Origin of the sequence: Streptomyces griseochromogenes, assembly GCF_001542625.1 — a bacterium.
Classification (GTDB): Bacteria; Actinomycetota; Actinomycetes; order Streptomycetales; family Streptomycetaceae; genus Streptomyces; species Streptomyces griseochromogenes.
On sequence record NZ_CP016279.1, the window covers coordinates 7,758,833 to 7,783,899 of the forward strand.

Here is a 25,067-nt window from a genome sequence, read left to right on the forward strand (position 1 = left end):
ACCTCGGCGGCCGGTGCCGGCCGCCGGGCCGGCACTCCGCTCAGCTGCCCCCGACCCCTCACGCCGGCCGCTTGTACATCCGGGTCGCCGTGATCTCGCTGTGCACCGCTTCTCCGGTCTGTGCCTGCTGCGGCAGTCCCGGACGCAGGTGTTCCTCCACGCTGATGTACTTCAGGCCCGCCCTGAGGTCGGCGTCATTGCGCAGCCGGATGACCAGCGGGAACTCGGCCAGCGCGGTGGTGTCGAACAGACCGGTGGTGTAGAGCAGCTGCACGCCCAGCGCGTCGGAGACGGCCCGCTGGAGTTCCAGCAGGTACGTCGCGTTGGCGCGGCCGATCGGGTTGTCGAGGAACAGCGTGCCCGCGTGGCGCTGCTTGTCCCGCCCCCGGTCGTTCGACCGGAGCGCGGCCATCGTGCAGTACAGCGCGATGGCGGCGGTGAGCAGCTGACCACCGGAGAACACGTCGCCCATCTGCCCGACGGGCACCCGCTCGGCGCGCAGTACGGCGTCGGGCTTGAGGATCTCGACGGCCACGCCCTTGGGCTGGAGCGCTGCCGCGACTCCGCGCAGCAGCAGGGACATGCCGTCACGACGCAGGTCCGAGTTCTTCTTCACGGCCGCGCGCGTGGCGTCGTCGATGACCTCGCCGAGCCGTTCGGTGAGGGTCGCCTGGTCGGGCTCTTCGAAGCGGATGCGCAGGAACTCCTGCCCCGACCACTCGCCGAGGCCTTCCGGGAGGCGGGAGAGCCGCTGGGCGGAGCGCAGGGTGGCGAGGGCCGACTCGACCAGTCCCCTGAGCCGGTCCACGATCGAGTCCCGGTTGCGCTCCAGCTGGGCCAGCTCGTCGGTGAGGACGCGCAGTCGGGGCGCGAAGGCGTCCGCCCACTTCTGGGCGTGCTCGGGCAGGGCGGAGGCGGGCAGCTCACGGATCTGCTGCCGGGCGGGGGTGCGGACCTGCTCGTAGCGCGTGGAGTTGGCGTGCCGGACGAGCACGTCGCTCGCCTCGCGCACGGCCGACTCGGCGGCGGCGAGGTCGGCGGCGCAGCCGCGCAGCGAGCGGCGCGCCTCGGCGGCCGAGTGCCGGGCCTCCTCCAGGCTGCCCGGGTACGGCTCCGGCTCCTCCTGCTCCTCTTCGACGGCGTGCTCGCGCAGCAGGTCGCGGAGCATCGCGGCGATCTCGTCGAAACCGCTCGCCGCGTCCTCGGCGGCCCGGTGCGCCTCCAGCAGTTCGGCGTGCGCCTCCCGGGCCTCGGCCAGCGCCTCGGTGCGGGAGGCGAGTTCGGCCGTGGCGGTGCGCAGCAGGGCCTGGGCGTGCTCGGCGTCGCGCGGCACGAGTTCCTCGGGCAGCTCGGTGTGTGCCTCGCCGTCCTCGGGGGCGTGTCGCTCTGCCTCGCCGCGCAGCCGTCCGAGCTGCTCGCTCGCCGTGGACATCCGGGTCTCCAGGAGCTGCACCAGCTCCTCCGCGCGCGCGGCGGCGGCCTGCCGGGAGGGGCCGTCCGAGCCGTCCGGCGACTGCAGCAGCTGTTCGGCGCGGGTGCGGACCTTGTTGCTGAGCCGGTCGAGTTCAGCGCGGGCCGCGCTCTCGTCGCTCTCCGCACGAGCCTGCTCGGCGCGCAGGTCGGCGCCGACGCCGACCTTCTCGTACACCTGGGAGGCGGCCCGGTAGGCCTCGCGCAGGGCGGGCAGGGAGGTCTTCGGGGCGTCCGCGCCGTCCTCCTGTACGTCGTCGGGGGCGCCGGCGATCTCGGAGCGTTCGGCGCGCAGCGCACGCGCGGTGCGGCGGGCGTCGTCGGCGGCGCGCTGGGCGGCGCGGCGGTCCTCGTCGGCGGCACGGGCGCGCTCCAGGCAGACCTGGGCACGGGCCTCCGACTCGGCGGCCTCGTCGGCGAGTTCGCGCAGTTTCACCTGCCAGCCGGCGCGCTCGCGCAGCCGGAAGGCGAGCCCGGCGAGGGCGTCGGCGGCGCGCCGGGCCTTCTGCGCGGATTCCTGCCGTTCGTCTCGGACCTGCACGGCCTCGGCGGCGGACTCCTCGGCCTCGGCCCGCGCCGTGCGCGCCTCGGCCAGTTCGGCCTCGGCCTCCTCGGCGAACGCGCGGGCCTCCTGGGCGGCCTCGGCGAGTTCGGTGAGCCGGCCGGCCGGGCAGCCGGTGCGCCAGGAGGCGAGGCGTGCGGCAAGCTCGCGGTCCTTGCCGAGCCGGGCGGCCAGGGCGCGGATCTCCTCGTCGCGTTCGGTGGCCCGCGCGCGCAGCGTCTGCCGCTCCTCGTCGGCGGCGTGTTCGTCGTGCATGGCCGGGTTCGGCGGGACGAGGAAGACGTCACTGGGGGTCGCGTCCGGGGCCGGGGTGGGGGCGAGCAGCGCGGCGGCCGTGCCGACGGCCACGGCCGAGCGGGGCAGCAGGGCGGCCTCGGAGAGCGCCTCACGGGCTCGTGCGTGTGTGTCCGGGTCGGTGATGATCACGCCGTCGACCAGTTCGGGGCGGGCGGCGAGCACGCGCGCGTGGTCGGCGGGGTCGACGGCCTGTGCGAGGTAGCGCCAGCCGGGCAGCGCGGGGATGCCGTGCTCGCCGAGGAACTCGACGGTGGCCAGGACGTCCGGGCCGGGCGGCAGCAGTCCGCCGTCACCGAGGGCTCCGAGGATGCGGGCGTCGTCCGCGGCGGCGGTGCGCAGGTCGAAGAGGTGCCGTTCGGCGGTCGACACGGCGTCGTCGAGCAGCTCGCGCAACTCGTCGGCGAAGCGGTCGAGTTCCTCGGGCGTGACGGGTCCTTCGTCCGAGGCGCCGGACGCGCCGGCGTCCGCGGTCCCGGTGTGCGCGCCCGGGGCACCGTGGCCGCCGGCCGCCAGGCCGGTCCGGTCGTCCGATGTGTCGTCGTCTCCCGACCGGGGTGCGGGCACACCGGGCCGCCCGGCCCCGACGGCGCCCGGCAGGTTCAGGAGTTCCGCCAGCCGTTCCTCTGTCGCGAGGGACTCGGCGAGGCGCCGCTCGGCCTCGTGGGCGCGCTCGGCCGCGGTCGCCGCGTCCGCGGCGCGGGCCGCGGTCAGCTCCGCGCGGGACTCGGCGGAGGCCGCCTCGCGGGCGTGCTCGGTCACCTTGCGGGCGGCCTCCCGAGCCGCGTCCCAGGCGGCCACGGCCGTCTTCTCGGCGTCGCTGGCGGCGAGCGCGGCGCGGGCCGGGTCGGCGTCCGGGGCGCTGTCGTCGAGCCAGCCCGCACGGACCGCCTCGGCGGTCTCCTGCTCGACCTCGGCGAGGCGCTGGCGCAGATGCCCGGCCTCGCTGCGGGCGCGCTGCGCCTCGGTGGCTGCGGCGGTGGAGTCCCGGTAGGCGCTGTCGCTGACCTCCTGGAGGGCGGCGGAACGCTCCTCCTCCTCGTTGGCGAGGGCCTCGGCACTCCCGGTGGCCGAGTGCAGGGCCCGTACGAGGTCCACGGCGGCCTTGGCGCGGGCGGCGAGCGCGGGCGCGGCGTCCCGCTCGGCCTCCTGGATGGCGGCGGACACGCGCGCGACCCGGTCGGCGGCGGCGCGGTGGCGCAGCACGGACTCGGCGGCCTGCCAGGCGGCGTGCAGGGTGCGCGCGTCGGCGAGCTCGCGCTTCTGCGCGGCGGCGGACTTCTCGGCCGCGGCGAGCGCCAGGGAGGCGTGCCGGTAGGCGAGTTCGGCAGCGATCAGGGCGCTGCGCTCCCGCGCGCCCTCGGAGTGCGTGACCGCGTAGGCGGCGGCCGTGACGCGCTGGGCGAGATCGGCGGCCCGCACCCGCTCCCGCACGGCCCGCGCGGACAGCCGCCGGACCTGCGTGCGGGTGCGTCGCTCGGCGCCGGCGTGGATGTCACGCGCACCCGCACGCGCCTCGGCGGCCTGGACGATCCGGCCGAGCAGATCGACCGAGCCCGCGGTGAAGTCCCGTTCGGCGATCAGCTCGGTGCGCCGGCCCAGCTTGTTCCCGAAGCCGCTGACGAGGTCGGCGAGACCGTCGGTGTCGCGGGTGTCGGTGACGGCGCGCAGCAGCAGATCGGTGAAGTCGGAGTCCTTCTTGACCGCGAAGAGACCGGCCGCCTCGCCCTCGTCGGCGTTCATCTCCCGCTGGTAGCGGAAGAGTTCGGGGTCGAGGCCGAGGTCGCCGAGGTGCTCGATCCAGCGGTCGTGGATCTCCTCCCAGTGCACCTCCAGATGCGGGTAGGCCTTGCCCGCCTCCATGAGGGCGTCGCGGAAGCCCTTCATGGTGCGGCGGCGTCCCTGGGCGCCCGAGGCACCCTCGACGGGCGGCCGTACGGCGGTGGACTCGGCGACGGGCAGGTTGTCCAGGCTGAGGCCGGGGCCGGGCCGGAAGGAGTACCAGGCCTCGGCGAACTTGCGCGGGTCGTTGGAGACCTGGCGCCCGCGCCACTCGCTGACCTTGCCGACGACGACGCATTCGCCGGTCTGCACGTGCTGCCACTCCAGCGCCACGTGGCCGCAGTCGTCGGCGAGCAGGAACTTGCGCAGCACGCCGGAGCTGGCGCCGCCGAGGGTGTTGCGGTGGCCCGGCAGCATCACCGAGAAGATCAGCTTCAGCAGTACGGACTTGCCGCCGCCGTTCTCCAGGAACAGCACGCCCGCGGGCGCGGGGCGGCGCGGCGGGCCGGTCGGCTCCTCCTCGAAGAACTCCGCCTGGGTGGGCGCCGGGTCGGGCACGGGCTCGCCCACACCCCGCAGGTCAAGCACGGTGTCGGCGTAGCGCGCACCGGCGGGCCCGATGGAGTAGAGGCGGACCCGGGACAGCTCGTACATGGCGGACTCTCGTCAGTCTTCTGGCAGATCGGGGAGGTGTTCAGGAGTGCGACGGCGCGTGGAACGGCAGCCCGGCGTCGGCCACCAGGTCCAGGTCGTCGGTCCCCTCGGCGGGCAGCAGGCTGGCCGTGCCGTCGGTGACCGGGACGACGCCCAGCTCCAGCAGTTCGGCCAGCGCGGCGCTGCCGGCCATGTCGCGCACCTGGAGCTGGTAGCGCGCCGTGGTGCGGTAGGTGCCTCCGTGCTCGTCTCCGGTGCGCTGCAGGAACCCCGAGTCGGTGAGGAAGGCCACGGCCTTGGCCACGATGCCCGTGGTGGAGGCGGCCGGCCGGCGCGCGTCCTTGGTGGCGCCGGTCGCGCTGCGTCTGGCCCAGATCCGCCAGGCCGCCTCCAGCCCGGGTGCGTCGGTCGCCGGGTCGGTGTTCTCGCCCTGCTCCTCGGCGCGCTCCTCCAGGCGGCGGCAGGCCTGCCGGACGAAGGCGTCGACCCCGTTGACGGTCACCCGGCCGATGTAGGAGTCGTCGGCCAGGTCCTCGGGACGCGGGAACGCCAGCGCGGCGACGGCGAGATGGGCAAGACCGTGCAGGAACCGGTCTCCGGAGTCGGCGGCGGTGCGACGCGCGTAGTCGCCCATCCGGACGGCGAACACCGAGTCCTCGGCGGCCGTCACGGCCATCCCCGCGCGCGGGGAGACCTCCAGCACGACGAGCCCGAGACCTGCGGCGACGGCGTCCGCGAGCCGGGCGAACGGCGGGTCGTCGCGGTAGCGGCGCAGCAGCTCCGTGTACTCCTGGTCGCGCGCGGGCTGCAGCTTGGGCTGCAGCCCGAAGGCGACGAGCCGCGCCGCGTCGGCGGCGTCGGCCGGGGTGACGGCGGCGGTCGCCGGCGCGGCGGGGGTCTCCGCCTCACTCCACTCGACGTGCTCGCTCACGGACACAACTCCTTGCTCTTGAAACTGAGGGAGGGCGCAGCTCCCCAAGGGGCGCGGGGCCACATAAATCTGCGGCTTCGCCGCGGGGCGCGGACGGCCACGACGGAGCCGCAGGCACCCTCCGGCGGAACCATCACGCGGCCTCCGTCCGGTCCGCCGCCATTCCCGCCGCATCCAGCAACGCGGTTCCCACGATCAGATCGGCCCCGCCGAACTCGGGATCCTCCAGCTCGGTCCCGTCGTCCACGGCGAACAACAGCTTCTCCTCGCCCTGGCGGTACGCGGTACCGACCGCCGGGCTGGCCGCGTGCACGGCCAGCAACGCGACCAGGTACGGAAGATCGGGATCCTGCCTGCGCGCCTCCGTCAGCAGCCCGGACAGCCTCCGCGGCGCATCGGAGGGCAGATCCAGCAGCTCCATGGCGGCAGCCAGCTGTTCTTCGCTGAACCGGCTGTCGTCGGGCGTCGCGATCAGGTCGGGTTCGGGCATCTCCGCGCCAAGGTGCTCCCGCTCCACCGGAGGCGTCAGCAGTATGTCGACGAGGTCGCCCACCCGTACGGACACCGGCGTACGCAGCCCCGTGCCGTGCGCGAAGAAGGCGTCCGTGACCCGGATCGCCTGTTCCAGGGGCAGCGGCAGCAGCGGCGCGACCAGGTGGCCGTAGAGGTCTGTCCCGGACGTGGTCATGGGGGTGGCGAAGGCCTGCCGGTCCTGTTCGGCGCGGAACAGGGGGCCGGCCTCCAGGAGGCGCGACTGAAGCTGGGTGTGCCGCCGGATGCAGTCCTTGACGATGTCGACCAGCTCGGCGGCGCGGCGCTTGTGCTCGGGCTCCTCGGTCTCGTCGCGGGCCTTGCGGATGTTGGTGAGGATCGCGTTCTCGTGGCGGTAGCGGTCGGCCACGTGGTCCAGGGCCTCGGTGATCATGTCGGGTACGGCGTTGAGCCAGTCCACCGCGCGGACGTTGCGCCGGGTGGCGTCCAGGGCGCGGCGCAGGGTCTCCGAGTACTGCACGGTGCGGTAGCGGGCCTGCTCCGCGGCGAGCTGGGCATCGGCCAGGCGGCCGCGGCTGATCAGCACCTCCAGCTTGACCTCGGCGGCGATCTGGGCGCTGGTGACGTCGGTGTCCAGGGCGCCGACCAGGACGTTGACCGCTTCGTCGGTGGTGCGGAGGTAGACGGTGCCGCCGGGGCCCGGGACTTCCTCGATCAGCTTGAAGTCGTAGTCACGGCGGACATATGTGCCGTCCTGCGCGAAGGTGCCGTACACGGCGCGGAAACCGCGGTCCACGCTGCCGACGTTGATCAGGTTCTCCAGGACCCAGCGGGCCACGCGCTCGTGCTCGGCGATGGGCCGGTGCGGGGCCTGGGCGGCGATGCGCGGGACGAGCCGGGCCACGATCTGCTCGTGGTCGGCGCCGGTGTCGAAGTCCATGTTCAGCGTGACCAGGTCGATGGCGGCCAGGGCCACCTCGGCCATGCCGTACACCGAGTACTCGCCGGCCAGATTGGCCTTGCGCGCATCCAGGTCGTGCAGCGGCGCCGTGCAGGCGAGCGCGCGCAGCCGCCGCGCCAGCCCCTCGTCGGCGGCCGGGCCCGGTGCCGGGCGCGGCCCCGCGCTGAGCTGGGGCGGAACACGGTCCGTCGATGCAGGCGAAGTCACGGTGCACAGACTAGGTCCTCCGTCTGACAACAGCCCAAACGACGCAGAGCGGCTCCGCCGGGAGGGCAGGACACCGCAGTCGTTTCCGGGTGCGAGCCGCCCGTGGCCGGTCGGGCCCCGCGGCGAAGCCGCCTGGGGATGCGGCCCCGCGCCCGCTACGGGGCGGTTTCCTCCCCCACCCGTCGCAGGTACACCTCCACAACCCGCTGCAGGGAGTCGGAGAGGTAGGTCTCCAGCAGCCGCTCCGCCGCCGCGCAGTCCCCGGCCTGCAGCGCCTGGAGGATCTGGCGGTTGCGGGCGAGGTAGGGCTCGTGCAGCCGACGCGGGTCGTCCACCACATGGAAGGCGAGCCGCAGCTCGGCGAAGACGCTGCGCATCAGCTCGTCGGTGCGTTCGCTGCCGGCCAGCGCGACCAGTTCCCGGTGGAAGTGGATGTTGGCCGTACCCAGTGCTTTCCAGTCGTTCTCGTGGGTGGCCAGCTGTCCCTCGGTGACAGCGGCGGTCAGCCCTTCGAGGGCGTAAGGCGGCTCGCCCAGACCGCGGACGACGGCGCACTCGACCAGCGTCCGGGTGCGGTAGATGTCCTCGACGTCCTCCACGGTCAGGACCCGGACGAAGACGCCGCGGTTGAGTTCGTGGACGAGCAGCCGCTCGTGGGTGAGCAGCCGGAACGCCTCGCGCAGGGTGTTGCGGGAGACGCCGAGCGCGCCGCCGATGGCGTCCTCCGACAGACGGGTGCCCGGTGGGAAATAGCCGTCGGCGATACGGGTCCTGAGGATGTCGGAGACCCGTTCGGCGGTGCTGGTGCGCCCCAGGAGGGCGCGGTCGTCGGCCAGTCCCGTCAGCTGCTCTGCCATGCCCGGAATTCAATCGCAGACCCAGGAGCGATACAACGCAGGTATTGAAGGATCGTTGAACGATCCTCTACGGTGCTCCGCACGGAAGAGCTTCCGCACGGCACTGCTCAGTCCCCCGCACCCTTCGTCCCCCTTCTGCGAGGTGCCCATGAGCACGACCCCTCCACCACGCTCCGTGACCTCCGGCATACGACCGGCCCGGGCCGAACGCGACGCCGAGGACGGCGCGTTCGGCTGGCTGCGCGCCCTCGGCCCGCGCGGCCGGCATGCCTTCGCCGGTGCTTTCGGCGGATATGCCCTGGATTCCTACGACTACTTCACCCTGCCGCTGAGCATGGTGGCGCTCTCGGCGTACTTCGGCCTGGACAGCGGCCAGACCGGTCTTTTCACCACCGTCACGCTGGTGGTCTCCGCGGTCGGCGGTGCCGTGGCGGGCGTGGTGGCGGACCGGGTGGGCCGGGTGCGGGCGCTGATGATCACGGTGATCACCTACGCCGTGTTCACCGTGGCCTGCGGTTTCGCGCCGAACTACGAGACGCTGCTGGTCTTCCGCGCCCTGCAGGGCCTCGGTTTCGGCGGCGAATGGGCGGTCGGGGCGATCCTGGTCGCCGAGTACGCGAGTGCGCGGCACCGGGGCCGCACCATCGGGGCGATCCAGAGTTCCTGGGCGGTCGGCTGGGCCCTGGCCGCGATCGTCTACACACTGGTCTTCTCCTTCGCGGGCGACGACCTGGCCTGGCGCGTCATGTTCTGGACCGGAGCCCTGCCCGCGCTCCTCGTGGTGTGGCTGCGCCGCCGGGTGCACGACGCGCCGGAGGCGGCGGCGGCCCGTGAACAGAGCCCGCAGCGCGGCTCGTTCACGGCGATCTTCCGCCCCGGTACGGACGGCGATCCGGGCCTGCTGCGTACGACGGTCTTCGCGGGCCTGCTGTCCACGGGCGTGCAGGGCGGCTACTACACGCTGGCGACCTGGGTGCCGACGTACCTGAAGACCGAGCGCGGCCTGTCCGTCGTCGGCACCGGCGGCTATCTGACCTTCCTGATCTCCGGCGCCTTCCTCGGCTACCTGACCGGCGGCTATCTGACCGACCGGCTGGGCCGGCGCCGCACCATCTGGCTGTTCGCGCTGCTGTCGGCGATCTGCGTCCTGGCGTACGCGAACATCCCGCACGGCGCCGACACCCTGCTGCTGGTGCTCGGTTTCCCGCTCGGCTTCTGCATGTCGGCGATCTTCAGCGGCTTCGGCTCCTATCTCAGCGAGCTGTACCCGACGGCGGTGCGCGGCACCGGGCAGGGCTTCACGTACAACACGGGCCGCGCGGTGGGCGCGGTCTTCCCGACCCTGGTGGGCTTCCTGGCCGACAGCTGGGGCGTGGGCGGTGCGCTGGTCTTCGGCGCGATCGGCTACGGGCTCGCGGCGCTGGCGCTGCTCGGGCTGCCCGAGACGCGCGGGAAGGAACTCACGTGATGCGGGTGGACCGTTCCGGGGACCGGCCGGTGACCCTCGTCGACACGCACGCGCACGCGTGGAGCCCGGAAACCGCGCGGGCCCGCTTCAGGGAGGGCCTCGCGGGCCCTACGGCGGGCGTCGCGGCGGGCCACACACAGGCCAACCTGATAGCAGTCCCGGCCGACTGGGCGTACGACATGCTGCTGTTCTGCCAGCGCAACCCGAAGCCGTGCCCGGTGCTCGACGTCACGGACGCCGGTTCGCCCACGACCGTGCTCGCGGACGGCGCCGACCTGCGCACCGATCTGCCGCGCTACCGGGTGTGGCACCACGGCGAGCTGGTCGAGGAGCCCACGGACGTGCGGGCGCACTGGCGGGACGACCTGGTGTCGTTCCTGCTCGGCTGCAGCTTCACCTTCGAATGGGCGCTGGCCGGGGCGGGCGTCCCGATCCGGCATCTCGAGCAGGGCCGCAACGTGCCGATGTACACGACCGACCGCCTGTGCCGTCCGGCGGGCCGGCTGCGCGGACCGATGGTGGTGTCGATGCGCCCGGTGCCGCCCGGGCAGGTGCGCACCGCGATCCGGGAGAGCGGCCTGCTGCCGGCCGTGCACGGCGGCCCGGTGCACTGCGGCGATCCCGGGGAGCTCGGCATCGAGGACCTCGGCCGGCCCGATTTCGGCGACCCGGTGGAGGCCGCGCCCGGGGACGTCCCGGTGTTCTGGGCGTGCGGGGTGACCCCGCAGGCGGCGGTGATGGCCTCCCGGCCGCCGTTCGCCCTCACCCACGCACCGGGCCGGATGTTCCTGACCGACGTCCGCGACGAGCAGTACCGGGTGGCCGGCGTCGACTGACGCCGGCACGCACCGCACACGACACGAGGACCGGAGACACGGAGGACCATGACCGCGATCGATCTGAACGCCGACCTCGGCGAGGGCTTCGGCCGCTGGCGGCTGACCGACGACGAACAGCTGCTGTCCGTCGTCACCAGTGCCAACGTGGCCTGTGGGTTCCACGCCGGGGACGCGGCCACCATGCGTCGGGTGTGCGAGCTGGCAGTCGAGCGAGGGGTGACGATCGGCGCGCAGGTCTCCTACCGGGACCTCGCCGGGTTCGGGCGGCGCGCGATGGACGTGCCGCCCGCCGAACTGACGGCCGAAGTGGCCTATCAGATCGGCGCCCTGGAGGTGTTCGCCCGGGCGGCCGGCGCGCGCGTGGCGTACGTCAAGCCGCACGGCGCGCTCTACAACCGGGTCGTGCACGACGAGGAGCAGGCGCGCGCGGTGGTCGAGGGCGTGCTGCTGGCGGACGCCTCGCTGCCGGTGCTGGGCCTGCCCGGCTCGCTCCTGCTGGAACTGGCCGGGAAAGCGGGCCTGCCGGCCGTGGCCGAGGCGTTCGCGGACCGCGCCTACACCGACGAGGGCACGCTGGTGCCGCGCGGCCGGGACGGCGCCGTGGTGACCGACCCGGACGCGGTCGTGGAGCGCTCGGTGAGCCTCGCGCGCTTCGGCGCGGTCGTCGCGCACTCCGGCGCGCGCATCCGGATGCGCGCCCGCTCCCTGTGTCTGCACGGCGACACGCCCGGCGCCGTGGATCTGGCTCGCCGGGTGCGCGAGCAGCTGACGGCGGCGGGTGTGCGGGTGGAGGCCTTCGCATGAGGGCGCTGCCCGTCGGCGAGGACGCGCTGCTCGTGGAGGTCTCCTCCGGCGAGCGGGCACAGGCCCTGCACGCACGGCTGCTGCGCCTTCGCGCGGAGGGCTCGCTGGCCGTCCGGGAGATCGTTCCGGCGGCTCGTACGGTCCTGCTCGACGGCCTGGACGACCCGGTCCGTTGGGCATCCGAACTGACGACATCCGACGTACTTCCCTCTCCCCCGCGCGCGCGTGAGCTGATCGAGCTGCCCGTGCGCTACGACGGTCCGGACCTCGCCGAGGTCGCCGCCCGCTGGCAGGTGACCGAGCGCGAGGTGGCCCGGATCCACGCGGGCACCGAGTTCACGGTGGCCTTCTGCGGGTTCGCGCCCGGCTTCGGCTATCTCACCGGGCTGCCGTCGCACTACGACGTCCCGCGCCGGGCCACCCCGCGTACGGCGGTCCCGGCCGGCGCGGTGGCACTGGCGGGGCCGTACACGGGTGTGTACCCGCGCTCCTCGCCGGGCGGCTGGCAGCTGATCGGCACGACGGAGGCGGTGCTGTGGGACCACACGCGCGTACCGGCCGCACTGCTCTCACCGGGCACCCACGTGCGCTTCGTACCGGTGGAGGGCGCATGACCGATCGTGCGCTCGTGGTCGTGCGGGCCGGGGCGCTGACCACCGTGCAGGACCTCGGGCGGCCCGGGTACGCGCACCTCGGTGTGCCCCGTTCCGGGGCGCTCGACCCGCATGCGGCCGCCCTGGTCAACCGCCTGGCCGGCAACGCGCCGGACGCGGCCGTGCTGGAGACCACGGTCAACGGCTGTGCGCTGCGGCCCCGTTCGGCGGTGACCGTGGCGGTCGGGGGCGCGCCCTGCCCGGTGGCGGTGGGTGGCCGCCCGGCGGCGTGGGGCGCCCCGGTGGTCGTACCGGCCGGTGAACTGCTGGAGGTGGGGACGGCCGTGGCGGGTGTGCGCGCCTACGTGGCCGTCTCCGGCGGCATCGCCGTGGCGCCGGTCCTCGGCAGCCGGGCCACCGACCTGTTGTCCGGCCTCGGCCCGGCGCCGCTCGCGGACGGCACGGTGCTGCCGCTCGGTGCCCCGGCGGGCTCTCCCGCGCGCGTGGACAGCGCCCCGCAGCCGCGCCCGCCGGCCGAGCTGGTGCTCCGGGTGGCCCTGGGACCGCGCGACAACTGGTTCACGGCGCGCGCGGTCCGGGATCTCACCACGCGCGCGTACCAGGTGTCCTCGGCGAGCAACCGGATCGGCCTGCGCACCGAGGGACCCGCCCTCGAGCGGGCCCGGCCCGGTGAACTCCCCAGCGAGGGCATGGTGCTCGGCGCGGTCCAGGTGCCACCGGACGGCCGTCCGGTGGTGTTCCTGGCCGACCACCCGACCACCGGGGGCTACCCGGTGATCGCCGTGGTCCGCACCGCGGATCTGTCCGCGGCCGCGCAGGCGGTGCCGGGCACCCCGGTCAGGTTCGTGACCGTACGGCGCCGCTGAGCCTCGGCGTCGTCGGGGGCGCGCTGCGACTGCCCGGCCGTCGGCAGGGCGGCCAGCGCCGCGGACACCGCGGCCGTGGCGCGCAGGTCGAGGCGCGCGCTGGTGCCCCGCGCGCGGTGTCTCATCTCGTCGGCGGCCAGGTGGATCAGTTGCGGCAGCAGGTCCCTGCACCGCCTGACCACCCAGGCGGTACCCGCGGTGGCCAGCCACAGCAGGCTCGCCGACCGCGTCGGGGCGGGGAACTCGGGTTCGGCGGACGGCGGCATGCCCGTAGCCATGCCCGCCTGCGCGAGCAGGGCGTGGAAGCGGACGGCCAGCTGCCGGTGACCGCGCTCGCCCGGGTGCAGCCGGTCCGCACTCCACAGGGCGCGGTCGGTGAGCCATTCGCCGTCCGAGGCGTGCAGGTGGACGGCCCCGTAGCGGTCGGACAGCGCGTGGACCACCTCGTTGACGGCCCGCTGCCGGCGGGCCAGCGGGCGGGCCAGAGCGGCCGGGAGGCGCAGCATCGCACCCGGATCGGGCAGGCAGGCGGTGAGCACGGTCGCCCCCTGGCCGGTGAAGGCCGCGCACACCTGGTCGAGCCGGGCGGCGACGGCGTGGATGTCGAAGGTGGCGCGCAGGGTGTCGTTGACGCCGATGACCACGGCCACCAGGTCGGGACGCAGCGCGAGGCCCGCGGGAGTCTGGCGCTCCAGCACGTCCCGCGTCTGGGCCCCGCTGACCGCGAGGTTGGTGAACTCCACGCTCGCGACGTCTGCGGCGAGGCCGCCGGCCAGCAGCGCCGCCCAGCCCCGCCAGCCGTTCCCGACGGGGTCGCCCACGCCCTCGGTCAGCGAGTCACCGAGGGCCACGAAGCGAACGGCTCTCATGCCACGCCCTCCCGGGCGGCGGGGCGGGTCGAGGCGTCCTCACGCCTGAGCGCTTTCGCGTCGTGCGCCGCCAGGAACGCCTCCACCGACGCGCCCCAGCCGAAGCACTCCGCACGCGCGCGTGCGGCCTCGCGCCGCTCCGGCCCGGAGCGCGACAGGAGCAGCTCCACGGCGTCCGCGAACGCCTCACCGCGGTCGGCCGCCGTCGCACCGGCCGATCCGATCACCTCGGGCAGCGCCGAGGACGCGCTGGCCACCACGGGCGTGCCGCACGCCATGGCCTCGAGCGCGGCCAGGCCGAAGGTCTCGGCCGGTCCCGGCGCCAGGGCCACGTCGGCGGACGCCTGGAGCGCACCGAGGACGGCCCGGTCGGAGACATGCCCCAGGAACGTCACCGGCAGCCCGCGCTCGCGCGCACGCTGTTCGAGCCGCAGCCGCAGCGGCCCGTCCCCGGCCACGACCAGCACGGCCCGCCGCCCGCGGCGCAGCAACGCCTCCAGGGCGTCCAGCGCCGTGCCGGGCCGCTTCTCCACGGACAGCCGGGAGCACATCACGAGCAGCGCCTCGTCCACGCGCGCGTGCAGGGCACGCAGCCCCGGGTCGCGCAGCGCGGGGTGGCGCGCCATCAGGTCGACGCCGAGGGGGGCGCGTACGACGTTGCGCGCACCGATCCGTACGAACTCGCGCTCGGCGAACTCCGTCGTGCACACGATGCGCGAGTAGACGTGCGCGGTGCGGATGTTGAGGGCGTCGGCGGCCCGGCGGGACAGGCTCTCGGACAGGCCCCAGGTGCGCAGCACGCCGTCGGCGGTCTCGTGGGAGACCATCACGGCGGGCACTCTCGCCCGCCGGGCCCAGCGGCCGGTCCAGCGCAGGGTCGTCCGGTCGGAGACCTCCAGGCGGTCCGGTGCCAGTTCCTCCAGGAGGTCCGCCACACGCCGCTTGTCGGTCAGGACGCGGTAGCCGCCGGTGCCGGGCAGCAGCGGGCCGGGCAGGGTGATGACCCGGCCCTGCTCGGTGTCGCGGTCGGTGTACCGCTCGCCCGGAACTATCAGCACCGGCTCGTGCCCCGCCGCCAGAAAACCCCTGCCCAGTTCCCGCAGGGCCGTGCGCAGGCCGCCGGAGGACGGGGCGACGAAGTTGGCGAGCCGCACGATGCGCAAGGGCTTGCCGATCATGCCGCCACCACCGTCCTGCGTGCCGCGAGCACGTCTTCGTAGTGCGCGATCAACTGGTCGCCGATGGCGGCCCAGGTGCGGCCCTCGACCGTGGCCCGTGCGGCGGCTCCGTACGAGGCCCGCAGGCCGGGGTCGGCGGCCAGGGTGCGTACGGCCTCCCGTACGGCGTCCGCGTCGCGCGGCGGGACGAGCAGCCCGGTGCGGCCGTGGTCGACGAGGTCGAGCGGGCCGCCGGCGGCGGGAGCGACCACGGGAACCCCGCTGGCCATGGCCTCCTGGACGGTCTGGCAGAACGTCTCGAAGGGGCCGGTGTGCGCGAACACGTCCAGCGAGGCGAAGATCCGGGCGAGGTCGTCGCCGGTGCGACGGCCCAGGAAGACCGCGCCGGGCAGGGCCTCGGTGAGGTGGGCGTGGCTGGGTCCGTCGCCCACGACCACGACGCGTACGCCCTCCAGGCCGCAGACTCCGGCGAGGAGTTCGACGTGCTTCTCGGGGGCGAGCCGGCCGACGTAGCCGACGATCAGTTCGCCGTTCGGGGCGAGCTCGCGGCGCAGCGCCTCGTCTCGCCGATCCGGCCGGAAACGGACGGTGTCCACGCCCCGCTGCCACAGCCGTACCCGGGGCACGCCATGTGCCTCCAGGTCGTTCAGGGCGGCGCTGGACGGTGCCAGGGTGCGGTCGGCGGCGGAGTGGACGGAGCGGATCCGGCGCCAGGCGGCAGCCTCGCCGGCGCCCATGTACGTACGGGCGTAGCCGGCCAGGTCGGTCTGGTAGACGGCGACGGCGGGGATGCCGAGCCGGGCGGCGGCTGCCATGCCGCGGACGCCGAGGACGAAGGGACTTGCCAGGTGAACGACGTCGGCGCGGTGCTCGGTGAGCGCCGCGGCCAGGCGTCGGCTGGGGAGCGCGACGCGCACCTGGGGATAGCCGGGGAGGGGGAGGGAGGGGACACGGACGACGGGGCACGGAGCCTCGAGGGCGTCGGCCTTGGTGCCGGGCGCGGGGGCCGGCGCGACGACGAGCGGGAGGTGGCCGCGATCCACGAGGTGCCGGGCGGTCTGGAGCGCGCAGTGGGCAACGCCGTTCACATCGGGGGGAAAGGATTCGGTCACGATGACGACACGCATAGGGGTGTTGTCGCCGCGCCGGACGTGGCCGCGTCAACGTCGATCTTTCCGGACGGGGAACGTCCCATGAGCGTTGGTCTGCACACCCGAGCAGGTCAGCCGGCCGTCATGACCACCTGACCTCCGGGTCACCCCGTGTTCACCCGGCGGGCGGTCTCCCGCCCGTCCCATGCGTGCGACGGTGCCCGGTGGGTCACATGGCTTGCGCGTCCGGTCCGAAGCGGCTGCGGACCGCCGTCTGTACCTCGTCCTCCTCGGCCGGGTCGGTGGCGAGGCGACGCAGTCGCTCGACGACCCGGGCGTCACCGGTCTCGGCGTGCCGGGCGGCGATTTCGCGGGTGGTCTCCTCGCAGTCCCACAGGCATTCGACGGCGAAGCCGGCGGCGAAGGAGGAGTCGGTGGCGGCCAGGGCGCGGGCGGCGCGGCCGCGCAGGTGGGAGGAGGCCGTCTCCCGGTAGATATGGCGCAGCACGGGGGCGGCGCAGGCGATGCCGAGCCGTCCGGTGCCGTCGACCAGGGTCCACAGGGTGGGCGCGTCGGGGCCCTCGCCGCGCACGGCCTCGCGCAGGGCGCCGAGGACCAGGTCGCTGTCCTGGGCTCCGCCGCGGCAGGCGAGCATGCGTCCGGCGGCCGCGCCGATGACGTCGGGGCGCTGGGCCCAGCCGCGGGCGCGGTCGACGGCGGCGATGCTGCGCATCCGTTCGAAGGCGTCGACGGCGGCCTCCACGACGACGGTCGGCCCGTCGGCGACGGCGGCTTCGATCAGGTCGAGGGCCGCGGGGTCGTCGCTGTCGGCGAGATAGCGCAGTGCCGTGCAGCGGGCGCCGTCGATGCCGTTCCTGGCGGCCTGGAGGATCTCCGGACGGTCCTCGGGTCCGGCCACGGCGACCAGACAGCGGGCGGCCGGCACATGGAGGGCGGCACCGCGTTCGATGCCCTGCTGGGCCCACTCGAAGACGGCTCGCACGCTCCATCCGGGGCGGGGCCCGGTGGGCCGCATCTGGCGCTGCCAGCGGTCGAAACAGCCGGTTTCCTGGGCGGCACGCACGCGCGTGGCGATCGATTCGCGCGGATCCTCGGCCCACAGCCGCCAGGGCCTCGGCTCGAAGGCGTCGCGCACGGCGACGGCCAGCTCGGCCTCGCCCTCGGGATCGGTGGCGAAGCGGGCCAGGACGGGGGCGGCGAGCGCGCGCAGGCCCGCGTCGTCGTCCCTCAGGGCCAGCTCGTCCAGGGCCCAGGCCCAGTTGGAGCCGTGGGCGGCGTACCTGCGCAGCAGTTCGAGCGCGTCCCGCCTGCCGTAGGAGGCGAGGTGCCCGAGGACGGCCAGCGCGAGGCCGGTGCGGGACTCGTCGGTGTCGAGGACGTCCTCGGCGTCGAAGAGGTGCGCCTCGATGGCGTCCAGCTCGCCGTTCAGGTCGAGGTAGAGCCGGGCGTAGTAGAGGGAGCGGTTCTCCACCTGCCAGTCGTGGCGGGGGTCGCGCAGCACGCAGTGGTTCAGGGCCGCGAGCGCTTCCGCGCGCGGGGCGGTGAGCGCGTGCAGCGTGCCGTCGCCGCGGCCGCGCTGGAGCAGGCCGAGCAGCGTACCGCTGGGCGCTATGACCGGATCGAACATGGGAAACAGCCTCACATCAAGCGTCGACGCAACCGGGAAACACGCACTACCTGGCCGCGTGACACAACGTCGGAGCGCCCGCCGTCTCTTGCTTGCTGTAGACCATTTCTCTCTGCCTCTCGTCGGTGGCCCATGCGGACCGCATCACGGTCCGCGCGGTGCGGCAACACCTGCCCAGCCATCGCGTCCGTGAATCACGTCGTCATGATGACCCGCGGTGTGTGCTGCCGCGACCGTATTTCCGGCGGCCCTTTACCGCCTCCCCCGTTTTCTGTGTCGTGCCTGGTCGGGACCGGCGCGTCAGTGCGCGCCGAACAACTCCAGGAGTTCCGTCTTGCCGAACATGCGCGCCGTGTCGAGGGCCGAGGGGGTTCCCGCGGCCGGGTCGGCGCCGCCCTCCAGGAGGGCCTTGATCACTTCCGTCTCTCCCTTGAAGACGGCCCCCGCGAGCGGGGTCTGACCTCGGTCGTTGATACGGTCCGCCTCCGCGCCACGGGCGAGCAGAGCATGTACCGCGTCGGCGTGACCGTGGTAGGCGGCGAGCATCACCAGGGAGTCCCCGCGGTCGTTGGTGAGGCCGGCCGGAACGCCCGCGTCGACGTACGCCACCAGCTCCTCCGTCCGGCCCCGCCGCGCCAGATCGAAGATCTTGGTCGCCAGCTCCACGACCTCGGGGTCGGGGGCTTCGCTCATTGACCGAACCGCCTCTCATTACAACCGTTCAGGTGAATCGCAAGAGTACTGGCTCGCGCCTCACATGACCCGATGTGCCCGAGGTAAAGATCACTGCAGAGCCCGCGGGACGCAAGCGCCCTGCTCAACCGGACCATGGACGGCTCCACCGCGCGAGGGAAAAGCACCCCATTTCACCCGGTTGCACCTTTTATCGTATAGACACATCCTGTGATCCTGGAAGTACTCATGGTGACTGTCCCCTCCCGACACCAGGAGACCTCAAATGATCCTCTCCATCTCAGGCGTCATGCTGCTCGGCGTGGTCGTCTTCCTCTTCTTCCGCAAGGACGGCCTCAAGGGCTCGCACGCGTGCACCTCGGCCCTGTTCGGCTTCTACCTGGCCAGCACGGGCATCGCACCCAGTATCAAGGCGGGCGGCGAGAGCCTGGCGAGCTTGCTCGGCGGCATCAAGTTCTGAGGCAGCCCGTCCCGCCCGTACGCACCAACAGGAGACAGCAGTGGCCCGGCGCCCTCTCCCACGCATCCTGAGCAAAGACAGTGCGCAGATCGCCCGGATGCAGATCGCCCGGAGCCGGGAGCTGGCCCGGACGGCGGCGGACAGCGCCACCGATGTCCTCCAACCGCTGATCACCGTCTCGCGCGGGCTGCGCCTGCTGGCCTCGGCCGGGCTGCGCAAGTGGACCGGGACGCCCAAGGACAAGCGCGGACCGCTGCTGTTCCTGGCGGCCTCCGTGGTCCTGGTCGTGGCGCTGGTGCCGTACGGGCCGCTGCTCGCCGTCATCGCCCTGATGGCGGCGGCCGCCTGGCACGGCCGCGACCGCACCCCACCGGCACCCGAGGGGCCGGACGACGCACAGGCCGAGCGGCTCCGATCCCTCTACGAGGCCCTGGTTCCGTACTTCTCCGCCGCCGAGGATCCGGCGCCCCTGTACGCGCACGGCGGGGAGTGGGAAAAGGCCTTCGCCGAACACGAGTTCAACGACGCGGGACGCGTCGGCCATCTCGTGATCCGCTACCCCGCGTACTTCCCCGACGGCGAACCCGAGTCCCGCGCGCGGATCGAGCAGCTGCTGACCGCGAAGGCCGGGCGTGGCCGTGAGTACCACTTCACCTGGGACGAGGAGGACAACCGGCTGACGGTGAGCGTCCTGCCCCCGCTGCCCACCGACATCGCCGCCCAGCGCTTCGTCACCGCGCCGGGCGAGACGGTCCTCGGCTTCACCGATCCGAGCGAAGTGCAGCGCACGCTCCCCCTCGGCTACGGAGAGGAACAGCGCGACGTCCCGCCGGTCGTCTGGCGCACCGGCCTCCGCTCCACCGAGCCGCACCTGCTGGCCATGGGCCACCCCGGCAGCGGCACATCGACCCTGCTGCGCTCGATCGCCCTCCAGGTCCTCCAGTACGGCGACGTGCTGATCGTCGACGGCGGCGGTACCGGCGAGTACGCCTGCCTGCTCGGCCGGGACGGCGTCCTGGCCGTGGAGTGCGCACCGGCCGGTGCGCTGGCCAGCCTGGAGTGGGCCGCCCAGGAGACCGAGCGGCGGCTCATCGCCATCAACCGGGCGCGGCAGGCGGGCGAAGCTCCGCCCGAGGACACCCGGCGCCCGCTGTGGCTCCTCCTGGACCGTCCGACCGTCTTCACCCACCTCGCCGCCGCGGACGCCCGCAAGGATCCGCAGACGCTGCTCCAGATGCCGCTGCGGCACGGCCGTGCGGCGAACGTGACGGTGGCCGTGGCCGAGCAGTTCGACAGTGCGGAGGCCCTGAGCCGGCCGGTGCAGCAGCACACGCGGGCGCGGGTCGTGCTGGGGCCCGCGGCGCCCGAGCAGGTGGCGGCAGTGCTGGGGATGCCGCCGCACACGACGCCGCTGGCACAGGTGCCGCCGGGGCGGGGGTATGCGCGGCTGGGGTCCGGCACGGTACATCGGCTGCAGGTGCCGTCCACTCCGGATCCGTACGACGATGCGACCAGCGAGGCCCACCGGCAGGCCGTGCTGGACCTGCTGCCACCGCGGACGGCTCCCGTCGAGGCGGCACCGTTGGCTGCGGAGGCCATCGCCGCCGAGAGCCCGTAGGCGACCCGGCGCGGGCGTACGGGGTGCCGCCGCGCCCACCAGTGCCGTCTGGGGGTCCCCCGGGCCCTTGAGGCACTGGGGGAGGCACGACTGCCCGCAGCCAGAAGCGCTATGCGGCTGCGGCGACCGCCCCAGGGGCGCGGGGAACTGCGCGACCAACCCCCACCGGCCCGCATTCGCATCCGCACCCGCACCGGTGGACGGCCAATGTCCCGGCGCGGCACTACGCCACAAACGTGCGCGGTGCCTCCGCGCCCCCCGTCGCCCCCGTCTCCACCAACCGCGCCGCCGCCGCCAGCCGTACCGCCGCCTCCTCCGCGACCGCTCCGCCGACCGTGAACGGAAGGCGTACGTAGCCCTCGAAGGCGCCGTCCACCCCGAAGCGGGGGCCCGAGGGGACGCGGACGCCGACCCGCTCCCCCGCTTCGGCGAGTCGCGATCCCGACAGGCCGCCGGCGCGGACCCACAGGGTCAGGCCGCCCCGGGGGACTTCGAACTCCCAGTCGGGCAGTTCACGGCGCACCGCGGCCACCAGCGCGTCGCGGTTCTCCCGGGCCTGTCGGCGCCGCAGATCCACCGCCTGTTCCCAGCCTCCCGTGCTGAACAGCCAGTTCACGGCAAGCTGCTCCAGGACAGGGGTGCCGAGGTCGGCGTACGCGCGCGCGGCGACGAGGCTGCGGATCACATCCGGTGCCGCCCGCACCCAGCCGATCCGCATGCCGGCCCAGAAGGCCTTGCTCGCCGAGCCGACCGTGATGACGGTCGAGCCGGCCGGATCGAAGCCGCATACCGGACGCGGCATCCCGGCCTGCCCGAAGTCCTCGTCGAGCCACAGCTCGTTCATCGTCTCGTCCGCGACGAGGACCGTGCCGGCCGAGCGGGCCGCGTCCACCAGCCGGCGCCGCTGGTCCTCGTCGGCGAGCGCGCCCGTCGGGTTGTGGAAGTCGGCGACGACGTAGGCGAGCCGGGGCGCGGCCTCACGCAGGACCTGGCGCCAGCGGTCCATGTCCCAGCCGGTCAGCCCCTCGGCCATCGCGACGGGCACGAGCCGCGCACCCGCCTCCCGCATCAGCTGGAGGATGTTGGCGTAGGACGGCGACTCGACGGCGATGCGTTCGCCGCGGCCCGCGAAGAGGTGGCAGATCGCGTCGATGGCGCCCATCGCCCCGGTCGTCACCATGATCTGCTCGGGCATGGTGGGGATCCCGCGCGCGGAGTAGCGCTCGGCGATCATCGAGCGCAGGGCAGGCAGTCCTGCCGGGTAGTCACCGTGTGTGTGGGCGTAAGGAGGCAGTTCCTCCAGCGCGCCCTGGACCGCGCGGGTGAGCCACGGCTCGGGAGCCGGAAGCGAAGCGCAGCCCAGGTCGATCACCGAGCCGAGGGCCTCCGGGGGCAGGGGTTCCAGGCCCCGCGCGGGGAGCGGATTGCCGGCCGGGACGGCGGTCCAGCTGCCCGCGCCGCGCCGGGACTCCAGGAAGCCCTCGGTGCGCAGTGCCTCGTAGGAGGCGGCGACCGTGGTGCGGCTGACCGAGAGGGCGAGGGCGAGTTCACGCTCGGCGGGAAGGCGGGCCGCCACGGGGACGCGCCCTTCGAGCACCAGCAGCCGGATGCCGTCGGCGAGGGCGCGGTAGGCGGGCGGACGGCGTGTGCCGGGGCCGGCCGGGCGGTCCTGCTGGGACTTGAGGAGCCGGGCGAGCTGTGCGGCGCCCACCGCCGAGGTCCACTGCGCCATGAAGATCAGTCCACCTTCCCCGAATTGGCCATGGATGGAGTTTCTTCCCAAGCCACAGAGTGTCACGCATCAGGCCACTGTCACCACCCAGGGGGGTATGTCGTGTCCACTCCGGGCCGTCCCGCATCCACTACGAGCAGTCCCGCAGCCACTCCCAGGCGTCTCGGACGGCGCCTGCTCCAGCTGTACGCGGGCCTCGCGCTCTACGGCTTCAGTGAGGCCCTCCTGGTGCAGGCGGGCCTCGGGCTCGGGCCCTGGAACGTCCTGCACCAGGGCCTTGCCGGACTCACCGGGCTCAGCATGGGCCTGGTGCTGACGATCGTGGGCGCGGCCGTCCTGCTGCTGTGGATCCCGTTGCGCCAGCGCCCAGGGCTCGGCACCGTCTCCAACGTCCTGGTGATCGGTTTCACGATGGACGCCGCCCTGGCCGTACTCCCGGACGTGCGCTCCCTTGCGGTCCGGATACCGATCCTCCTCGCGGGTGTCGTGCTCAACGGCGTGGCCACCGGCCTCTACATCTCCGCCGCCTTCGGCCCGGGTCCGCGCGACGGCCTGATGACCGGACTGCACCGGCGCACGGGCCGATCGGTCCGCCTCATCCGCACGGCCGTGGAGGTCACCGTCGTGGTGACCGGCTTCGCCCTCGGCGGCACCGTCGGTGTCGGCACTCTCCTGTACGCGCTGTCCATCGGCCCGCTCGCCCAGTTCTTCCTGCGCGCGTTCGCCGCCCCTTCGGCACCGGAGCGCAGCGCGGTCGTTGCCACCGGGCAACCGGAACGCGCCATACTGCGTCCGTGACCACCGCGATACGCCACCCTTATCTCGACCATCCCGGCCCCATCGCCTTCGCCCATCGCGGCGGGGCGGCAGACGGGCTGGAGAACACCGTGGCGCAGTTCCGGCGCGCGGTCGACATGGGCTACCGGTACATCGAGACCGATGTGCACGCGACGGCGGACGGCACGCTCGTCGCCTTCCACGACTCGACGCTGGACCGGGTCACCGACGGGGCCGGCCGCATCGCCGACCTGCCGTGGGAGGACGTGCGGCAGGCGCGCGTGGGAGGGAAGGAACCCGTCCCCCTCTTCGAGGAGTTGCTGGAGACGTTCCCCGAGGTCCGCTGGAACGTGGACCTCAAGGCGGAACCGGCGCTGCGGCCCTTCCTGGAACTGATCGAGCGCACGGACGCCTGGGACCGGGTCTGCGTGGGCTCCTTCTCCGAGGCGCGGGTACTGCGGGCGCAGCGCCTGGCCGGCCCGCGGCTGGCCACCTCGTTCGGCACCCGCGGGGTGCTCAACCTGCGGCTGCGCTCCTGGGGGCTGCCCGCCGCGGTGCGCCGGTCCGCGGTCGCCGCGCAGGTGCCCGAGGCCCAGTCGGGCGTACCGGTGGTCGACCACCGCTTCGTGCGGGCCGCCCACGCGCGGGGGCTGCAGGTGCACGTGTGGACCATCAACGAACCGGAGCGGATGCACCGGCTCCTGGACCTCGGTGTCGATGGCATCATGACCGATCACATCGACATGCTGCGCAAGGTCATGGAGGACCGCGGAGTCTGGGCCTGACACCCAGCCGCCCGGACCGCGCCTTCGCACGGCACTTCAGCGGGGAAGCGAGGGCACGGGTGGGCACCGACACCGTGCGGGCACAGGCGGCCGACGAGGCCGCCGGACTGCGGCGCGAACAGCGCGGCTGGTACATCTACGACTGGGCGTGCTCGGTCTATTCGACGAGCGTCCTGACCGTGTTCCTCGGCCCCTATCTCACCGCGGTCGCCGAGAAGGCCGCGGACGCCGACGGCTATGTCCACCCGCTGGGCATCCCGGTGCGGGCGGGCTCCTTCTTCGCCTACACGGTTTCCCTGTCGGTGATCCTGGCGGTCGTGGTCATGCCCTTGGTGGGCAGCGCGGCCGACCGTACGGGCCGCAAGAAGCCGCTGCTCGGAGCCGCGGCGTACACCGGCGCGGCCGCGACGACGGGCATGTTCTTCCTGGATGGCGACCGGTATCTGCTCGGCGGGGCGCTCCTCGTCGTGGCCAACGCGGCACAGTCGGTCGGGATGATGCTCTACAACTCCTACCTGCCGCAGATCGCCCCGCCCGAGGAGCGCGACGCGATCTCCTCCCGGGGCTGGGCCTTCGGCTACGCGGCGGGCTCCCTGGTCCTGGTGGCCAACCTCGTCCTGTACTCGGCGCACGACTCCTTCGGCCTCTCCGAGACGGCCGCGGTCCGCGTCTGCCTGGCCTCGGCCGGCCTGTGGTGGGGCGCCTTCACGCTCGTACCGCTGCGGCGGCTGCGTGACCGCCACGCGCGCGTGGAGCGGGCCACCGCACCCGGGCTGCGACAGCTCGTGGAGACCGCCCGGGACATGCGCCGGTACCCCCTGACGCTCGCCTTCCTGCTGGCCTACCTGGTCTACAACGACGGCATCCAGACGGTGATCTCCCAGGCCTCGGTCTACGGCTCCCAGGAGCTGGGCCTCGGTCAGTCGACGCTCATCGCGGCGGTGCTGCTGGTGCAGGTGCTGGCCGTGGCCGGGGCGCTGACGATGGGGCGGCTGGCGCGGACCCACGGGGCGAAGCGGACGATCCTCGGTTCGCTGGTGGCCTGGACGGTGACGCTGGCGGCCGGGTACTTCCTGCCCGCCGGGGCGCCGGTGTGGTTCTTCGTGCTGGCCTCCGGGATCGGACTGGTCCTCGGCGGCAGCCAGGCACTGTCCCGGTCGCTGTTCTCTCATCTGGTGCCGCCGGGCAAAGAGGCCGAATACTTCTCGGCGTACGAGATGAGCGACCGCGGGATGAGCTGGCTCGGCCCGCTGCTGTTCGGGGTGACCTACCAGCTGACCGGAAGTTATCGATCCGCGATCATCTCGCTGGTGGCCTTCTTCGTCATCGGCTTCGCCCTGCTCGCCCGGGTGCCGGTGCGGCGGGCGATCGGCGAGGCGGGCAACCCGGTTCCGGAGAGGATCTAGCAACGATTT

20 protein-coding genes are annotated in these 25,067 nt (G+C 73.7%); 10 read left to right on the forward strand and 10 right to left on the reverse strand.

Going from position 1 to position 25,067, the window contains the following annotated elements:
• Positions 1-58: 58 nt before the first annotated feature.
• From AVL59_RS33450 to AVL59_RS33465, 4 genes are all read right to left on the reverse strand, one after another.
• Positions 59-4,762, reverse strand: a complete 4,704-nt coding sequence (locus AVL59_RS33450) for a hypothetical protein (RefSeq protein ID WP_067312200.1) — start codon at positions 4,760-4,762, stop codon at positions 59-61.
• A gap of 40 nt (positions 4,763-4,802) precedes the next feature.
• Positions 4,803-5,693, reverse strand: coding sequence for a hypothetical protein (locus AVL59_RS33455; RefSeq protein ID WP_067312202.1), 891 nt, complete (start codon positions 5,691-5,693; stop codon positions 4,803-4,805).
• A gap of 133 nt (positions 5,694-5,826) precedes the next feature.
• Positions 5,827-7,353, reverse strand: coding sequence for a hypothetical protein (locus AVL59_RS33460; protein ID WP_067312205.1), 1,527 nt, complete (start codon positions 7,351-7,353; stop codon positions 5,827-5,829).
• A 155-nt stretch (positions 7,354-7,508) separates the two neighbouring features.
• Positions 7,509-8,210: a GntR family transcriptional regulator gene (locus AVL59_RS33465; protein ID WP_067312208.1), complete on the reverse strand. Its 702-nt coding sequence runs from the start codon at positions 8,208-8,210 to the stop codon at positions 7,509-7,511.
• A gap of 148 nt (positions 8,211-8,358) precedes the next feature.
• Here AVL59_RS33465 and AVL59_RS33470 point away from each other — a divergent pair, with 148 nt between their 5' ends.
• From AVL59_RS33470 to AVL59_RS33490, 5 genes are read left to right on the forward strand one after another with little or no spacing between them, the layout of a single operon-like run.
• Positions 8,359-9,678: an MFS transporter gene (locus AVL59_RS33470; protein ID WP_067312210.1), complete on the forward strand. Its 1,320-nt coding sequence runs from the start codon at positions 8,359-8,361 to the stop codon at positions 9,676-9,678.
• Complete coding sequence (locus tag AVL59_RS33475) at positions 9,678-10,514, forward strand: putative hydro-lyase (protein ID WP_208870486.1); 837 nt, start codon at positions 9,678-9,680, stop codon at positions 10,512-10,514. The genes AVL59_RS33470 and AVL59_RS33475 overlap by 1 nt, the downstream gene beginning before the upstream one ends.
• A 48-nt stretch (positions 10,515-10,562) precedes the next feature.
• Positions 10,563-11,321: a LamB/YcsF family protein gene (locus AVL59_RS33480; protein ID WP_067312213.1), complete on the forward strand. Its 759-nt coding sequence runs from the start codon at positions 10,563-10,565 to the stop codon at positions 11,319-11,321.
• Positions 11,318-11,935: a 5-oxoprolinase subunit B family protein gene (locus AVL59_RS33485; RefSeq protein WP_067312216.1), complete on the forward strand. Its 618-nt coding sequence runs from the start codon at positions 11,318-11,320 to the stop codon at positions 11,933-11,935. Before AVL59_RS33480 ends, AVL59_RS33485 begins: the two co-directional genes overlap by 4 nt.
• Positions 11,932-12,801 (forward strand): 5-oxoprolinase subunit C family protein, encoded by an 870-nt coding sequence (locus AVL59_RS33490; RefSeq protein WP_067312219.1) that lies wholly within the window; start codon positions 11,932-11,934, stop codon positions 12,799-12,801. The genes AVL59_RS33485 and AVL59_RS33490 overlap by 4 nt, the downstream gene beginning before the upstream one ends.
• Here AVL59_RS33490 and AVL59_RS33495 read toward each other — a convergent pair.
• The 5 genes from AVL59_RS33495 to AVL59_RS33515 all read right to left on the reverse strand — a co-directional run bounded on the left by AVL59_RS33495 (position 12,702) and on the right by AVL59_RS33515 (position 18,280).
• Positions 12,702-13,670, reverse strand: a complete 969-nt coding sequence (locus tag AVL59_RS33495; RefSeq protein ID WP_079147140.1) for an SGNH/GDSL hydrolase family protein — start codon at positions 13,668-13,670, stop codon at positions 12,702-12,704. The genes AVL59_RS33490 and AVL59_RS33495 overlap by 100 nt on opposite strands.
• A complete protein-coding gene (locus tag AVL59_RS33500) occupies positions 13,667-14,848 on the reverse strand; it encodes a glycosyltransferase (RefSeq protein WP_067312222.1) in 1,182 nt (393 codons plus the stop codon). The genes AVL59_RS33495 and AVL59_RS33500 overlap by 4 nt, the downstream gene beginning before the upstream one ends.
• Positions 14,845-15,975 (reverse strand): glycosyltransferase family 4 protein, encoded by a 1,131-nt coding sequence (locus AVL59_RS33505; protein WP_067312224.1) that lies wholly within the window; start codon positions 15,973-15,975, stop codon positions 14,845-14,847. The genes AVL59_RS33500 and AVL59_RS33505 overlap by 4 nt, the downstream gene beginning before the upstream one ends.
• 193 nt (positions 15,976-16,168) lie before the next feature.
• Complete coding sequence (locus tag AVL59_RS33510; protein ID WP_067312227.1) at positions 16,169-17,587, reverse strand: HEAT repeat domain-containing protein; 1,419 nt, start codon at positions 17,585-17,587, stop codon at positions 16,169-16,171.
• Positions 17,588-17,887: 300 nt separating this feature from the next.
• Positions 17,888-18,280 (reverse strand): ankyrin repeat domain-containing protein, encoded by a 393-nt coding sequence (locus AVL59_RS33515; RefSeq protein ID WP_067312230.1) that lies wholly within the window; start codon positions 18,278-18,280, stop codon positions 17,888-17,890.
• A 265-nt stretch (positions 18,281-18,545) separates the two neighbouring features.
• Between AVL59_RS33515 and AVL59_RS33520 the strand changes: the two genes are divergently transcribed.
• Complete coding sequence (locus tag AVL59_RS33520; protein ID WP_020938770.1) at positions 18,546-18,740, forward strand: hypothetical protein; 195 nt, start codon at positions 18,546-18,548, stop codon at positions 18,738-18,740.
• 40 nt (positions 18,741-18,780) lie between these two features.
• A complete protein-coding gene (locus AVL59_RS33525) occupies positions 18,781-20,358 on the forward strand; it encodes an ATP-binding cassette domain-containing protein (RefSeq protein ID WP_067312232.1) in 1,578 nt (525 codons plus the stop codon).
• Positions 20,359-20,581: 223 nt separating this feature from the next.
• Here AVL59_RS33525 and AVL59_RS33530 read toward each other — a convergent pair whose 3' ends face one another.
• Positions 20,582-22,090 (reverse strand): SCO1417 family PLP biosynthesis transcription factor, encoded by a 1,509-nt coding sequence (locus tag AVL59_RS33530; RefSeq protein ID WP_067312234.1) that lies wholly within the window; start codon positions 22,088-22,090, stop codon positions 20,582-20,584.
• A 102-nt stretch (positions 22,091-22,192) separates the two neighbouring features.
• Here AVL59_RS33530 and yczE point away from each other — a divergent pair, with 102 nt between their 5' ends.
• From yczE to AVL59_RS33545, 3 genes are read left to right on the forward strand one after another with little or no spacing between them, the layout of a single operon-like run.
• Complete coding sequence (gene yczE, locus AVL59_RS33535) at positions 22,193-22,888, forward strand: membrane protein YczE (RefSeq protein WP_067312236.1); 696 nt, start codon at positions 22,193-22,195, stop codon at positions 22,886-22,888.
• Entirely contained in the window at positions 22,885-23,652 is a 768-nt protein-coding gene (locus AVL59_RS33540; protein WP_067312239.1) for a glycerophosphodiester phosphodiesterase family protein, read from the forward strand. Before yczE ends, AVL59_RS33540 begins: the two co-directional genes overlap by 4 nt.
• 59 nt (positions 23,653-23,711) lie before the next feature.
• Positions 23,712-25,058, forward strand: coding sequence for an MFS transporter (locus AVL59_RS33545; protein ID WP_067312242.1), 1,347 nt, complete (start codon positions 23,712-23,714; stop codon positions 25,056-25,058).
• The last annotated feature ends 9 nt before the right edge of the window (positions 25,059-25,067 follow it).